Here is a 14,767-nt window from a genome sequence, read left to right as displayed (position 1 = left end):
GCTGAATAGAAAGCGAGAAGGAAGCGTCAGTTTCCGTGTCGTCTATCCATAGCGTCCTTTATCCACAGTGTCTTCCATCCCCTGTGTCGAGTTATCCATGCTGTAGCTTTGTGTGCGGTGTAGTTTTATATGCGGTGTAGTTGTTTGTCCTGCTGTTCCAGCCCGCCATAAACCTGTAGTCCGCTAGCTTCGTCTATCGCCATCTTTATCTTCCCTGGCGAAGGAGAGCTTTGTCTCTGAGGGCCAAGCTCATAGAGGGCCGAGCGGACACCTTTATCGATAAGTGAAACTCTTCGTGACACCGTTATATCTTACGGTGTATAAACGTCGTGTGATCACCTCTTAATCCTTTTGAAGGGAATGTTCGTGGGAGAAATGAAGCAGAGTGTGCTCTTTGACTATGAGCCACAACAACTCGAGGGCGATGCTGGTTCGGCTATTCGAGAACAAGTGCCATCTGACGAAAGTAACGAATCATCTTCCCTCTCTTGGAGTGAGATTTTCTCCCTTCGCTGGTCCCTGTGGTTGTCTTCTTTTGCGGCTATCAATTTAGTTCTATTTCAGACATCGCAGATCTTCTTTGAGCCGAATGGCATGGCTGAAAATTCAGGCATCCGCGGTGGCACCACGACATCAGTTTTTAGCGTATTGCTTCTGTTGCTTGCCTTTAGTGTGACTGTGGCGCTTTGGAAAGAGTGGGTCGCAGGAAAAAGTTCTTCACGCTATCCGTATGGAGCGAATCTTGTTCTTGTCTCGTTGGCAAGTATCGTAACCTTACTCTCGATCAAGCAGGTCTTTTTGTGGGGGTTGATGGATGAGTTCACTCAACAGCTATGTCATCAAAGCGTATGGATACTATTTTGCGCTGCCTGGTTCGTGGCGTTTCGGGAGAAACTGTATCTCTCTATTCGGGGCATTGTTAACGGGGATGAACAGCTTTACGGAGAAAACGAAGAGCTAAGGCGTGAGCTTTCAGGAGATCACGGCAGTCGGCTCACGGCAGGGAATACGGTGCCCTACCGAATGCAAGTAACACGCGGATTGTGTCTTATTCGTCCGAGGGCAGGAGGCAAGAGTGAAACTCCTCTTTTGCGCCAGGCCGGAGACGAACTACCCGCTGGGGCCCTCATGTTGAAGGGAACCGTAGAGGGGACTCGTTTACGGTCAGAAGAGAGCAATCCAGCTCAAGAGTGGGTGAGTGTTCAGGCGAATCACTTTTTAAAAGAGGAAGACGCCGATGTTTTAGGCTCTTATCGAGTTGTTCAAGCCATTTTTCTGGGGCTGGCAGTAGCAGCGTTGTCCTGGCTCATGTTGCAACTCTTTGGCGGGGTGATTGCCGTTCCACTTGAGTTAAATCTCGTGTTGGGAGTGTTTGCTCTTGCTCCCGCTTTTGAGCTGATCTTGTTGTGGAGTGGGTTGAGGAACGGATTTGCTCGTCGTTTTTTTGAAAGTGGTGTAGTAATCCGGGACTTTCGCATCTTTCAGGGCTTACGCAAAGTTCAAACGGTTGTGTTTAGAATAGGCTCGCAGAGCCCCTTGATTGGTTCCGCTGTAGTGCGGGACTTTCAATTAATCGATGAGCGGATTGACCTTCCCCGTTTGTTTGGGATCGTTTTTGGAATCCTTCGAAACAGTGAAGATCCTTTCTTTACTGCGGTTCGGGACTATTGCTTCGAGTGTTCACCACGACCAGAGCTTTTTCGAATTGAGGAAGAGGAAAGCGAACGACAGCTGATGAGCGGATCCGTTCAGGGGGCTCAGTTTTTGGTGGGTACTGAGGACGCGCTGCTTGAGCACGGAATTCATCTTGAGGTCTCGGAGGCGTTCTATGAACAAGCTGATTTTACTACGAGGCTGTATCTGGCCGTTGGGAATGAAGTAGTAGGTTCCTTTCTTATAGAGCCTCCTTTTTTCGCAGAGATGCCAAAGCTCATCCAGGCGCTTCGAAAGCAGCACATCAGACCAATTTTAGAGGGTATTGATGTAGACCCTGTCGAGTTAGACGAGCTTGGAGAGACTCTTGGATTTGAGTTAGTGGATATCCGCGATTCCGAAGTGAGTGAATCAAAGCGAGAGGAGGGGGAAGAAGACACCCTCTACGTCTTACTTTCACCAGAGGAGGGACAGTTCTCTGAAGATTGCGGACTCCATCAATCGGGTGAAGAGCATGATGAGCAAGCGCCGGTACTTGCGATGACGTGGTTTCGTGAAACATTGTGGAACGTCTCCTTTCCAGGCATTTTGTTGGTGAACAGACGGATCTCTCCGGTAAGGCGTCTGATAGTCTTATCACGGCTTTTTTACTGGATGAGAGCTGTGGTGGCGATTCTTGCAGTGCTTCTCGTATTGGGGGGAGTCTTGACTTCTGCTTTCGGTCTCTTCGAGGTCAGTCAAGTGTTTGGAGTTGTCTCGGTCACTGTGATTTCTCTTTTGGCTCTCTATCGACTGATGATGTTTCGAACGTCTCCTGCTCCAAGCCACGTATAAGACAGGCTACACCGAGCGTTCAGCACTGTTTTTTTCTGTATTGAGCAATCATTTTTATCATGTATCTGACTGCATTCTATATCTTTTGTTAGTCCTTGCGCATCGTTTGCCTTAGTTTTCCATCATTAACGGTAGAGAGCTTGTATTTTAATAGATCTACAGGAGGAGGATATGAGTACTTGGTCCCATCCCTTAGAGTTTGGCTATGACACGTCTGCAGCAACTTCACTTCATTTCTCTGAGGGGTTTGATGAAGAGGCTGGCACGGCACGGGGCCCTGAGCGAACACTGATGTCCGCGATTCTATTTGATGGAATACAGGCCTATATGAACTTTATTTGTGCGGATACGGATAGAGACCAGAAGAAGTACGAAGAGGCGGTTCGTTGGGTGTCGCGTGAAGACCATGAGTATATTTTTTCCTTTAATAATGTGTGTGAGGGATTAGGAATAAATGCGGAGTACCTACGCACAGGGCTGACGAATGCGGCGAGCAGCCAGTCGTTTGAGTGGAAGCGAGTGCGGCGTAGTACTTAAAGGTCAGTGAACATCGCATGAGAGAAAATGTTTCTCGCAAGAGAGCAGAGTCTAATGTGTTTTATATCTCTTCTTCCTGATGGAGTAATAAAAAATCAAGAATCAAAGACACCATCTCCCAGAAGGTAGCTACTAAAGAAGTTCAGACAGTGGCTACTTTGCCTCATCATCAGGATGAGTGAGCTTCACTCGATCGACCTGCAATGCGGCTTGAGCGAGGATCTCAAGTTGCTGAAAGTGGGAACTTCCTTTCAAGTATTCATAGTCCGATTCGGATGATGGTTGAATATAGAGAATGTCTGCTTCGAAATGATATGATTGCACTCTCTTCATTTGGTCTAGGAGTCCAAGCTGAAGCTTTTCATCTAGGTGATCGAGAAACTTGGCCCAAAGTTCTGGTCGATTTCCTTTTGATGATGAAGGATTCATAAGGGGTTTGGCCTCCTCGATACCACCTCTAGACTTAACGTAAATGTTGGATGAACCGTCTGCGATTTTCAGATTATCACCCATACAAAAAGGGCGAAAGATAGCTCTTTCACCCCAATGGATCATCGGCACTTTTTCGCCAAAAGTTGACCTGTTTCGCGGTTATTTTGCTGATACGTTTCCGAAAGTTCATTCGGTGGGGAGAAGATAAGAGAGAGATGGTCTCTGAATTCTTCGGTTGGATGCTCTCTGTGAAGAAAGAAAAACGCACTGAAGAGCGAGCTCATTCAGTGCGTTTTTAATCGATTTTTGGTCTATGTCCCTAAGGAAATAGACTACTGAACCTAGATCAAACAGTTAGTTAGCTGCTTGTTGGCAGATTGAACTGACGTCTGAGTTCGTATCTGTTGAGCCTTGAGAGCGAATAGCTTCCTTGAGGCTTGGATAGTCTAAATCGAGTGCTTCACAAATAAATTTAAATGAGAGGGGCGCATCTTCTGGTAAGTCATGGATAAGCCATGCTTCAGCGCTATCCCGAAGATCTCCGTCCCCTGTGAGGTAATCGGTGATGGCTCTTTGAAGAACTGCAGCGAGGAGTCGACGCTCTGGAACTTGAGTATTTTCGCTCGGTGTATCTGCATTTGACCAAAATTTCATAGTGTTTTTTCCTTATTAAGTAAAAATTCCTATTTGCCTCTGCCGTCTCTTTGGAGTCATTCTTAACTTTTTCGCAAGCGCAGTGCTGTTTGACACTCGTGAAGAGCGTTTCTATCTGCTCTTTTTTACCTGCGTTGTTAGTTAAGAAAGTTCCTCGGGCCGGTTTCGGTAATCCAAAACGAATTGAATCTTTTGCCCCGCAGTCTGGAGTCTCCCGCGTAGAGAGCGCCCCACAATACTGTTGGACTCAATCCAGGAGGATCGTTCCTCCTGATTTCTTCCCTTGCTCCTACACCCATGAACTCAGCAGCTGCTCTTTCAGGACCAACTAACGAAAGTGTCGTGTTGTCCGATAGGTGTCTGCCTGCTGATGTTAATGATGTGGAGTTATGAGATTTGTTTGTTTGCGCTTGCTCTGCTTTTTCAGAGAGTGCCTTTGTTGAAGAGAAGGAGCGTGTTGACGAGAAGGAGCGAGAAGAGGTTGCATGTGAGAAGAGACAGAGAGCTGCGCCCCCGTGACGGCGAGCAGCCATACTTGGAGCTGGCACAACACGAGTGGTACGAGCGCTTTGGCTCGTTCCCATCAGGTGGGGTGACATCCCTTTCTGTGACTTCTTTTTCTTCATTCTTTTCTTTCTCGTGCCAGCCTGTTCAAATGCCTTCAGTGCAAGCCAAGCTGTATTCACAAGCTCACTACCGATGGGAGGCTTTCAAGAATTTGTACCTGAAGCTTCCCACACGTTTTTAAAATCTTTCGGCCTGCCGAATTCTAAGTTTTTAGAATCTAGCTGGTCTACCGAAATTGGAGACCGCCAACAGTTTATCGTTAATTCCCTTTACTGCGCCACCCTTAAGTGCGACCCCCTTCTCCAGGGACGCATCCCTTCAAGAGCCGAGCTCCTTCCGTTGCTCAACATCTGACCTTTAAAATCGAACAGTAGAAAGTTTCGCTGCCTTCAGTCTCGCCGAATATGACACCAGTCATTCCAACCAGCCCATTAACACAACCAGCCCGCTAATCCAGTAAACCAGCTTTGTCGTCTTCTTAAAGAGCTGCCATCGAACTTCTTTAAGAGAGCTAACCTATTGATTTAACACGACGCTATCAGCAATCTTTGGAAGAGAAGAAGCTAAACACTTTGTTCGCTTTGACCCCCAAATGTGCTGCAAGCGGTGCGCATCGCAGACCCGAGAAGCTACAGGGTGCTCACTAGCTAGTCAACGAAAAAATACACCAGAGAAAAAAAACTTTTAGCTATGTATAATCAAATAGTTAGAAGGTCTTATCTCGATGAAACATGACAAAAAAGACAAAGAATCCCATCTCGCACCAGCCTGAGACTCATTTTAAGCGGTGTAGAGTCGTTTTCTTCACGGGTTGGCAAAGGAGCGCATAGAGAGGCGGCTCATGATGCGAGGTTCGACTAAGGCAATAAAGAGGCTGGGGATTACCCTTAAAAAGACCTTTGGATACCGAAAGTATAGGTAAGATCGGTCTCGAGCTGAGGCCCGTCTAAGTGTTGGTCTATGGGGTAGAGTACTTCAAAGGCTAATCGTAGTCCTTCTAGTGACCCATTTGGAACAAGGAGGTTAAATCCAAGTCCGAGCTCATAGATCTCACCACCCCGAAGAGTTGGGACGGCAGTTGGCACCATCATTGGATTCAGTTCGCTGTCATTTCCGCTAATATCATCCCAACTGTGCCATCGACCTCGTAATGAGCCGCTTAACCAGTCGCTCAAGAGAACTGCTCCCCATACTGAAGCTTCAATGCGGTCTCCAAGAGTATAGTCCTCTCCATTCTCTCCAAGCCGTAAGGTTCCAAGACTTTGTGCTCCCCATGATACTCTCGTCGTTTTGCCGTTGTACGTGATTCCTGGGCGGAGGTCGAAAGTCCCAGAACCTAGCTGCATTGGATAGGGGAGCTTCATATCGGCTCCAGCAGGAGTGTTTCCACGTTCTTTGATGTTTCCAGTCGGAAGACTTATTCCGGCATTGATGTGTACTTGGTGCGAGCGTTCTTCAACAATCTTCCAAAGCGCACTGATTTGAATATCTCCCAATCCAGATGTTCTCGTAGAGAATTCAGAGCCCATTCGGGTTACGTGATCCATGGAAAGTTCAAGAAGAGGAAGCATTGCCATGAGAGTGATAGTGTCTGAAGGAGCATACATTCCACCAAACATATGCATTTTCATTTCCATTCGAGTTGGCGAAACCATGTAGTCTTGAAGCACTTCTGATGGGCTTACTCTGCTTTTTCCACTGCGGTTTCCTTCCATGTCCATTGCCATATACCGGTATGAGAACATGAACTCACCTTCAGTATGAGTGTGGTCTCCCATAACTCCGATCGGAGCGTGCCCGTCTGGGCGTTCTTGCAGCCACTGATCAGATGAATTGATATCAGCGAGAGCGGCAGAGTGTATGGCAACCGCAATCATGAAGGTTGCAGAGGCGAGCTTAGAGAAAGCTGAGCTCAGGAGAGTGTCAAACATGTTTATTCCGCAGATTTACTCAGAGTATGAGACTACACTTTATAGGCTTTTCTTATCCTTTCCGTGGTTGATTTACAAGACGCCGTGAGTTTTTATCCGTTTTTCAAGGAGTGAATTAGGGCATGGAGGAGTCTTTGTTTAGGGTAAGAGTGTTCATAAGGAGTTGTTCCCGGATATCCTGGTAGTGTGTCGCAAGCGAACTCCCGAGATTTTTTAATGCTTCCGAGAGTTCTTCGTTCCGTTCGTTGTTTCTATCAAGCTCCTGAATTGTCTGCGAGAGTGATATCCTTAGGTTTGAAAGTCGCTGATTAAATTCTTGTGCCGTCAGCGACGGAAGGGGGACCTGAAGAGCGTTTAATCTGTCAGCGAGCTCTCTTGAGGTTTCTGGTGGAGTCTCAAGCTCGGGCACAATAGGAAGTCCACTCAGAAAACCTTTTCGGTAGAGTTCGATTGACTCCTCCTGTTCCTCGGTTGGAATTGGGAGCTGGAGCAGCTCTCGGAAGTCATTTTTTAATAACGTTATTCTGCTCCAGATGCCTTCTTCAGTCTGTGTGTTCTGTTTGAGCTCATTTTCATAGAGTAGGAGCTTTTCTTGGAGCGGATACATCTCCTTTACCAGTGGACTGAGATCGGTGTTCTCAGAGTTCTGTGCAAGGACAAGGATTAATGGCTCTACGGTAGTGCTATCAATAGGTTTTTGTTGAAGAGCCTCGAGTAGCGTGCCGATTTGTTCAAGCATCAACCGCTCACGCTCGAGTTGATCGACCTGTCTTCGCTGGAACGGTGGAATGGCTAAGAGGTCTGTAGCACGGAACAAGGTTGCATACTCTTCCGTCATGAGTTGTGCCTTTGAGAACTTACTCTCCTTTAGGGCTGCTTGATATTCGTCGAGAGTTATTGCGCGTACTTTCTCTGAGGTGTTTCTGAGCGATAGAAGGATGCCATAAGCGACCACCAAGACCAGTAGCCCGCTGATAAGAATCCTTGTTGTATTTTGTTGTTTACTCATCGTAACTATTGAATACCGCTAAGGACCTACAGGCAAGCGCGATAATAAAATCGAAGATTTAGCGATTTACTACGGCATCTCTGTATATTTTAAATGGGAATTTGCTTATCGGTGGCGAATAGAGGGATAATTCGCTAGGAGTTTACAGGAGTAAGTCCATAAAAATGCGCAATAAATCTTCGGCATTGGCTCAGCACTCGACGGGAGAAGAGCTGGGCTATCTCATGAGAGAGCACTTTCCGTTCTTTTCCTCAGCGAGAGGAGTGGACTCCGCTTATCTTGATTCCGCTGCTTCCGCCCTTAAGCTCGATGCGTGTATTGAGCGACTGACCAGCTACCTGTCATCTGAACATTCCAACGTCCATCGTGGGGCGTACGGACTGAGTGTGACTGCATCGGAGAATTATAGTTTGGGGCGAGATGTGATTCGCTCCTTTTGTAATGTCCCATCATCATATGAGGTGATTTTTACCTCTGGAGCAACTGAGAGTGCAAACGTGGTGGCTCGTGGCCTGGAAGAGAGTCTTATCGATGAGAACAACACAATTCTTACCACGTGCCTTGAGCACCATAGTAATTTCGTTCCGTGGCAACAATTAGCGCGCAAAACGAAGAGTCGCTTTTCTGTGGTCGGCATCAATGCAAATGCCGAGATTGATATTTCAGACTTTGCCAATCGTTTGAACAATGAACGTCCACGTATTGCAGCGTTTACAGCGATGTCTAATGCCTTTGGGACGATTACGCCAGTGAATGAGCTTGTAGCTGAGTGCAAGAAGGTGGGCTGTATATCAGTGGTTGATGTGACCCAGAGTGTTGTCCATGGAGGAATCGATGTCGGTGCGATGGACGCAGACTTCGTGTTTTTTTCAGCACATAAGCTTTATGGGCCGACGGGACTCGGTGTTTTAATTGGAAGAGGAGAGTTGCTTGAAGAGCTTTCCCCAAGCACCTTTGGTGGCGGAATGATAGGAGAGGTCACCTCGGAGTTCACCACGTGGGCTGATATCCCTGCGCGCTTTGAAGCAGGCACCCCGCCGATAGCAGAGGTGATAAGTTTTATCGCTACCCTTGAGAAGCTGACAGAGCTTAATAGTAAGCACGCCGTGGTTGAGGCGGAGCAGGCTTTATATGAGTACGCAGTAGAACGAATGCGTCAGTGCGACGGGGTGCGTTTAGTTGGTCCTCTGGAGCGCGATCAAGGAGCCATCATTTCATTTCTCGTCGACGAAGTGCATCCTCACGACATGGCAACCATTGCCGACTCTCATGGCGTACAAGTGCGGGCTGGGCATCACTGTGTCATGCCGGCGATGAAATCGCTCGGTTTGCCAGCTACGACGCGGTTGAGTTTTGGTTTGTACTCGGTAAGAGCAGACGTTGACCGTCTGCTAGAGGCAATAGAGCGAGCTCGGTCGATGTTTCGATAGGATTTTCCGAAGATTTCCTCTGTGACCACAAAATGATATCTCGCCAATTTGGGGCAGGAATGGTGTATACTCACCAGTATGATTTCTTCACATACAGAGTGCCTTGTTTTTCGGGGGCCAGAAAGATCGCTAGAGAGTTCGAGCTATGTATTTTTCAATCCTGTCGGAGAACCTGGGTGTACCGTTATGGCGGGCTCGTGCGCTGCTCATGAGAGTATTGGAAGTCGGGTGGCATGTCGCCTTGCTTTGGCACATTTCTCTCAAGCATTATTGGATTATTTTACGCGGAATGCTCCCACAAAAAGCAGAGAGGATTCGAGTGTTGCCGCGATAGAAAATGCCTTCCGAGAGGCGAATCGAAGTGTGTATCAATTTGGACACAGCTTGGCTGCGGGAGGACGATTGGCGGCGGTGTTCATGTCGCTTGTTTATATTCCGAATTCTGATGGGGGCGCTTCTTTCTGTGTCGGCAGAGTTGGAAGTGGCCCTGCGTACCTTCTGCGGGAGGGGAGTTTATTTCCTTTTTTTGAGGCAGAAAAAAGTTTAGAGCAAGTACCCACCGAGAATTACCTCGGAACAAACTCTCTCGTTTCTGTTGATATTGCCAACGTGCCTGTTGAGCCGGGCGATAGAGTCTTGCTCTTCTCAGAACGGTTATCTGAAGGAGCGGTGAACGATCTTGAGGTGCTACTCTCAGATGGCAGACCACCATCCTCAATAGAGGAAATAAGTCATGTTCTGTTTAACGATCCAGCGCAAGTGGGATTCAGTTTCTCATTACAAGTGGGACAACCGACAGTTTTTTTACCTGTTTCAGCGAGGATGTAGTGCTACGGATTATCGGATGCCGATAATTTAGCTATTTCCAGTGGCTTCTGAAATTTGTCTTGTGTTAATTACAAGAGGGAGAGAACGGAAAGATTTGCAAGGAGAGGACCTATGCCTTCATTCGATGTCGTAAGTGAAGCGGATCAACACGAAGTGAGAAATGCAGTAGATCAAGCTGTGCGAGAGATGCAGACGCGGTATGACTTTAAGGGAAGCAAGGCGAGTCTTAGTCTTAACGAGCTAGAGATTACCATGCTTGCCGATGATCAGATGCGGCTAAAGGCAGTTGTTGAGATCCTAAAGCTGAAATTGGCAAAGCGTAATGTGAGTTTAAAGTTGTTAGATTTTGAAGAAGCAAAGCCTGCTGGAGGAGATATGCTCCGGCAGATCGTGCGGGTAAAAAATGGGCTGAAGGATGAAGAGCTTCGCAAAATGGTGAAGCTTATAAAGTCGAAGAAGATGAAGGTACAGTCTCAGATCCAAGGAGAGCAGCTCAGGGTAACCGGAAAGAAGCGAGACGATCTCCAATCGGTGATGGCGGTGCTTCGTGAGGAGGCGCCAGATCTTGAGCTCCAGTTCACGAATTTTAGAGATTAGTGCGAACGCTCGGTTATGAATGACAATCTTAACAAGCTGGGAACTGAGGTAAGCCCCTACCTCTTGCAGCATGCTAACAATCCAATCTGGTGGTTTCCGTGGGGAGAAGAGGCGTTTGCCTCTGCCCGTCAGCGGGATTTGCCAGTCTTTCTCTCTATTGGATATTCGACTTGTTATTGGTGTCATGTGATGGAGCAGGAGTGCTTTGAGCACCAGGAAGTAGCGGACGCTTTGAACGGAAAATTTATCTCAATCAAGGTAGACCGAGAGGAGCGCCCCGATATTGACCAGATTTACATGGATGCACTTGTGGGTATGACGGGTCACGGCGGTTGGCCAATGAGTGTTTTCTTAACGGGTGACCGACGGCCGTTTTGGGCGGGCACGTATATTGCGCGCGAGCAGTTCATCCCGCTTCTGAAAGAGGTATCAAGTCGGTGGCAGTCAGATAGAGAGAAGATTGAAGCAGCAGCGGATCGAGTTACTTCGGCTATTCAGTTTGAGACCGCACCAAGTGCTACGGCTCGCACCGAGCCTTTGCAGGCAGCCAGGCGTTCCGTTGAGGAGTCACTAAAGCGTTACGACTCTGTATGGGGTGGCTTTGGACAGGCTCCAAAGTTTCCATCTGCAAGGCTGTTGGACGTCTATGCTGATTTCTATCGTCTGACTGGTGAAGAGGAAGCTCGGGGTGCGCTTGAGTGTTCTCTTGAGCGGATGGCAGCGGGTGGGTTGTATGATCATCTTGGCGGAGGGTTTGCTCGATATTCAGTTGATGCTGAGTGGAAAGTGCCACACTTCGAAAAGATGCTGTATGACAACGCATTACTGGCCACTACGTATCTGAAAGCTGGTAGAGTGCTTGACCGTGATGACTTTCTGGAAGTCGCTCGAGAAACACTTGAGTATCTTGAGACTGAGATGCGTGATGCTGCATGTGGAGCATATTATGCTGCTGAAGATGCGGGGGAAGTTGGTAGAGAGGGTGAGTTTTATCTTTGGGATTATGATGCGTTGAAGCACGCGCTCACGGCTGATGAGTTCTTAGGACTCTCTCAACGCTTTGAGATTCTGCCAGAGGGGAACTTTGAAGGGCGAACGGTTTTATTTCTTCAGAAATTTTCACCGTGGAAGAGCCGATTCCCATTCTCATCGAAGGCAACCTTACAACGGCTTCGCTCTTATCGTGAACGCCCGCATCGGGACACAAAGATCCTCACGGCTTGGAACGGGCTCTTATTAACGGCGCTTGTAGAGGCGGCATTTGTTCTGAATGAGCCGATTTATAAGAAGAGGGCTCAGGAGCTAGGGAGCTTTCTGATAGATCTCGGAGGAGACGCTGATGAGCTCTGTACCAGCTCTGCGAAAGGTGAGAGACGAGGCGGTGTAGGATGTCTGGAGGATTACGCGTTTGTCATCTCAGCTTTGATAGAACTTTTTGAACTGACGGGTCAACCGAAGTGGCTTTTGAAGGCGCGTAATTTTCAGAAAAAGCAGGATGAACTATTTTGGAGTGAGAAGGAGGGGCTGTATAGGTTTAGTGTTGCAGCTGATTTGATCGTAGAGCGATATCCTTTATTCGATGGCCCGATTCCGAGTGGAAATGCGGCGAGCATTTCCAATCTCCACAGATTATCGCTCTATTTTTGGGATGAGACCTTGCGTTTGAAGAGAGAGAGACTTCAGGAGGGATACCAGCGAGTTTTTGAGCGTGCTCCAAGTGCAGCTCCGACGGCTGTTATGGCTGGGTTGAGCGTCTCCAACGGAAAGGAGTTAGTGGTAATGGCAGCTTCCGAAGACGATCGAACCGAAGTCGTAAGAGAATTTGCACCGTTTCGGGCTCAATTGTCGATTTTTGCTGTACTTTCTCACGGGGAGGACTACGCTCTGATTCCAGCCTTGAAAGAGCTTGCTACGGGAGAAAGTGATTCATCCATTTTTTATCTCTGTGAGGACGGGCGGTGCTTGACCCCGAGTCATGATCTGGGCGAGATTAGGGCAAAACTTGAGGAGGAGTAAGGCTAGTGGACCAGTATCTAACACTTGTACGTGATGTTTTAGACAACGGCGCACCTGATGAGGGTGGATTCCGAACTGATAGAACTGGGGTTGGGACTTATTCTGTTTTTGGAAGGCAATTACGTTTCTTAATGGCGGACGGTTTTCCAATGGTCACTACGAAGAAGTTACATTTGCGTTCGATAATCATTGAGTTGCTCTGGTTTCTTAAGGGGAGCACGAATACGAAGTGGCTAAACGAGCGTGGAGTAACGATTTGGGATGAGTGGGCGGATGAATCGGGAGAGCTTGGACCCATTTACGGAAAATTATGGCGGCGTTGGGAGGGGCCAGATGGGGAAGTTGATCAAATAACCAATCTGATTCAAAGGCTCAAGGAGGATCCGTATAGTCGGCGTCACTTAGTGGTTGCGTATAATCCGGCTGATCAACCAAAGGTTTCGCCTCAGGGGTGTCATTCTTTAATGCAGTTTTATGTGAAGGGTGATCGGTTGAGTTTACAGCTTTACCAGCGTTCAGCCGATCTCATGTTGGGGGTTCCCTTTAACATAGCGAGTTACTCTTTATTGTTGATGATGGTAGCGCAGGTAACGAATTTAGTGCCGTATGAGTTCATCCATACCTTTGGTGACGTGCACATTTATTCAAATCATGTTGAGGGGGCAAGAGAGCAGATTAACCGAGAGCCATTGCCGTTACCTCGTGTAACTCTCAACCCTGAAGTCAGAGATATCTTTGAATTCGAGTATGAGGATATTTCGATAGAGGGCTATGAGGCGCATCCGCATATAAAGTTCAAGATAGCGGTATAGGAGTATCGCTCGCAAAACGTACGCACCGTAGAAATCCATGGACTAGATCCGAGGAGATTTGCCACTCTTTCGAGATCCGTGAGAGCACGCATCACTTCGTCTGCATTCTCGAACTGAATCAAAGATATCCAGTCGAAAGTTTTTTTAGCTCTTATTCCTCGTTCTGAACAAGTTTACCAACATCAAATAATCAATCATACCAGCCGTTTCTGCTCGGTACGTGTTACGATTATGGTTTGATCGTAAGACGAGGCTACGTTTATCTGTTGATTTATAAGTCCCTGAATTTTTTTGGGCTTTGAGATGAATGAGTGCTTCGAGCCTTTTCTCTATGAAATTCAATTTGATTAGAGGTATTCAATAGCTATTATATTGCTGGGGTTTTGGTGGGGATTTCTTGGGCATTCAGGTGAAGTTTAGCGTCGCTGATAGTAGCTGCTGATAGTAGCAACTGTACAGAGTGAATACTTCGCATTACTGGCACTCCCGTCCCATTCTCTTAGAAACCTTACGCAGTGAGAAGAGTCCGCGAGGGAAGACTTTTGCGGTGGTAGTATTAAGTACGGAGAGCTCTTACAAATGTTCCAGCGATTGATTATTCTTATTTTTATTTCTTTCGTCCCATTCTTATTTTCATGCCCCTCTTTTGCTCAAACAGGGAACGCTTACGAGACCCTCTACACCTTTAATGGTGATGATGCACAGGATTGGCTTGGCTATTCAGTCTCAGGTGCGGGTGATGTGAATGGGGATGGATATGATGATCTGATTGTCGGAGCTTGGGGAGACGAAAATAACGGATTCTTGTCTGGTAGTGCGCGTGTTCTTTCTGGGTTTGATGGCGCAATTCTCTATACCTACAACGGAGGGAGTGCTGATGACAGATTCGGCTATTCGGTCTCAGGAGCAGGCGATGTGAACGGTGATGGGTTTGATGATTTCATTGTTGGAGCTCCACTGACTGGTAGTTCCAATACAGGTAGTGCACGAGTCTACTCAGGTTTTGATGGCACAATCCTCCATGGATTTGGAGGAGGAGTCGTCAATAGCTACTTCGGCTGGTCAGTCTCAGGAGCAGGGGATGTGAACGGTGACGGCTTTGCAGATTTAATTATTGGAGCCCCTAACGATGACAGCACTGGAAACAACAACGCTGGTAGAGCCACAGTCTACTCAGGCTTTAATGGCACGGTTCTCTACTCTTACGTTGGCGATAATGTAGATGATTCATTCGGGAGATCCGTTTCAGATGCAGGCGATGTAAACGGTGACGGCTTTGGGGACTTTATGGTCGGAGCTAATGGAGATGATAATAATGGCTCGCTTTCTGGAAGTGTAAAAGTCTATTCAGGATTTGATGGTTCCGTACTTTATGCGTTAGATGGTGATAGTGGAGGGATTCACTTCGGCTGGTCCGTCTCAGGTGCGGGCGATGTTAATGGCGATGGCTTTGATGATTTTATCGTA

13 protein-coding genes are annotated in these 14,767 nt (G+C 47.5%); 8 read left to right on the top strand and 5 right to left on the bottom strand.

What is annotated here, in order from left to right; genetic code table 11:
- The first annotated feature begins 360 nt into the window (after nt 1-360).
- Nucleotides 361-2,487 (top strand): cation-translocating P-type ATPase, encoded by a 2,127-nt coding sequence (locus tag EBR25_09800; protein ID NBW41274.1) that lies wholly within the window; start codon nt 361-363, stop codon nt 2,485-2,487.
- A 171-nt stretch (nt 2,488-2,658) separates the two neighbouring features.
- Nucleotides 2,659-3,024: a hypothetical protein gene (locus EBR25_09795; GenBank protein ID NBW41273.1), complete on the top strand. Its 366-nt coding sequence runs from the start codon at nt 2,659-2,661 to the stop codon at nt 3,022-3,024.
- A gap of 153 nt (nt 3,025-3,177) precedes the next feature.
- Here EBR25_09795 and EBR25_09790 read toward each other — a convergent pair whose 3' ends face one another.
- From EBR25_09790 to EBR25_09770, 5 genes are all read right to left on the bottom strand, one after another.
- Nucleotides 3,178-3,579 carry a hypothetical protein gene (locus EBR25_09790; protein NBW41272.1) on the bottom strand — a complete coding sequence of 134 codons (402 nt, stop codon included), beginning with the start codon at nt 3,577-3,579 and terminating at the stop codon, nt 3,178-3,180.
- Between the two features lie 231 nt (nt 3,580-3,810).
- Nucleotides 3,811-4,110, bottom strand: coding sequence for a hypothetical protein (locus tag EBR25_09785; protein NBW41271.1), 300 nt, complete (start codon nt 4,108-4,110; stop codon nt 3,811-3,813).
- Nucleotides 4,111-4,247: 137 nt separating this feature from the next.
- Nucleotides 4,248-4,796 (bottom strand): hypothetical protein, encoded by a 549-nt coding sequence (locus EBR25_09780; protein NBW41270.1) that lies wholly within the window; start codon nt 4,794-4,796, stop codon nt 4,248-4,250.
- Nucleotides 4,797-5,564: 768 nt separating this feature from the next.
- Complete coding sequence (locus EBR25_09775; protein NBW41269.1) at nt 5,565-6,608, bottom strand: transporter; 1,044 nt, start codon at nt 6,606-6,608, stop codon at nt 5,565-5,567.
- Nucleotides 6,609-6,723: 115 nt separating this feature from the next.
- Nucleotides 6,724-7,617 (bottom strand): hypothetical protein, encoded by an 894-nt coding sequence (locus EBR25_09770; GenBank protein NBW41268.1) that lies wholly within the window; start codon nt 7,615-7,617, stop codon nt 6,724-6,726.
- A gap of 164 nt (nt 7,618-7,781) precedes the next feature.
- On the opposite strand from EBR25_09770, the gene EBR25_09765 reads away from it, so the two are divergent.
- From EBR25_09765 to EBR25_09740, 6 genes are all read left to right on the top strand, one after another.
- Nucleotides 7,782-9,047 carry an aminotransferase class V-fold PLP-dependent enzyme gene (locus EBR25_09765; protein NBW41267.1) on the top strand — a complete coding sequence of 422 codons (1,266 nt, stop codon included), beginning with the start codon at nt 7,782-7,784 and terminating at the stop codon, nt 9,045-9,047.
- Nucleotides 9,048-9,125: 78 nt separating this feature from the next.
- Nucleotides 9,126-9,875, top strand: a complete 750-nt coding sequence (locus EBR25_09760; protein NBW41266.1) for a hypothetical protein — start codon at nt 9,126-9,128, stop codon at nt 9,873-9,875.
- Between the two features lie 111 nt (nt 9,876-9,986).
- Nucleotides 9,987-10,472, top strand: a complete 486-nt coding sequence (locus EBR25_09755) for a YajQ family cyclic di-GMP-binding protein (GenBank protein ID NBW41265.1) — start codon at nt 9,987-9,989, stop codon at nt 10,470-10,472.
- 15 nt (nt 10,473-10,487) lie between these two features.
- Nucleotides 10,488-12,488: a thioredoxin domain-containing protein gene (locus EBR25_09750; GenBank protein NBW41264.1), complete on the top strand. Its 2,001-nt coding sequence runs from the start codon at nt 10,488-10,490 to the stop codon at nt 12,486-12,488.
- 5 nt (nt 12,489-12,493) lie between these two features.
- A complete protein-coding gene (locus EBR25_09745) occupies nt 12,494-13,300 on the top strand; it encodes a thymidylate synthase (protein NBW41263.1) in 807 nt (268 codons plus the stop codon).
- 579 nt (nt 13,301-13,879) lie between these two features.
- Nucleotides 13,880-14,767 (top strand): hypothetical protein (locus EBR25_09740; protein ID NBW41262.1); only part of this gene is annotated, 888 nt, incomplete at its 3' end.

Source organism: bacterium, from assembly GCA_009926305.1.
Classification (GTDB): Bacteria; Bdellovibrionota_C; UBA2361; order UBA2361; family RFPC01; genus RFPC01.
Note: the sequence above shows the minus strand (reverse complement) of the source record. Positions and strands in the feature narration are given on the sequence as shown.

Coding starts and splice junctions, on each gene's coding strand:
- EBR25_09770 (NBW41268.1), bottom strand. CDS start 7,617: ATGAGTAAACAACAAAATACAACAAGGATTCTTATCAGCGGGCTACTG.
- EBR25_09785 (NBW41271.1), bottom strand. CDS start 4,110: ATGAAATTTTGGTCAAATGCAGATACACCGAGCGAAAATACTCAAGTT.
- EBR25_09800 (NBW41274.1), top strand. CDS start 361: ATGTTCGTGGGAGAAATGAAGCAGAGTGTGCTCTTTGACTATGAGCCA.
- EBR25_09795 (NBW41273.1), top strand. CDS start 2,659: ATGAGTACTTGGTCCCATCCCTTAGAGTTTGGCTATGACACGTCTGCA.
- EBR25_09775 (NBW41269.1), bottom strand. CDS start 6,608: ATGTTTGACACTCTCCTGAGCTCAGCTTTCTCTAAGCTCGCCTCTGCA.
- EBR25_09790 (NBW41272.1), bottom strand. CDS start 3,579: ATGATCCATTGGGGTGAAAGAGCTATCTTTCGCCCTTTTTGTATGGGT.
- EBR25_09760 (NBW41266.1), top strand. CDS start 9,126: ATGATTTCTTCACATACAGAGTGCCTTGTTTTTCGGGGGCCAGAAAGA.
- EBR25_09750 (NBW41264.1), top strand. CDS start 10,488: ATGAATGACAATCTTAACAAGCTGGGAACTGAGGTAAGCCCCTACCTC.
- EBR25_09755 (NBW41265.1), top strand. CDS start 9,987: ATGCCTTCATTCGATGTCGTAAGTGAAGCGGATCAACACGAAGTGAGA.
- EBR25_09765 (NBW41267.1), top strand. CDS start 7,782: ATGCGCAATAAATCTTCGGCATTGGCTCAGCACTCGACGGGAGAAGAG.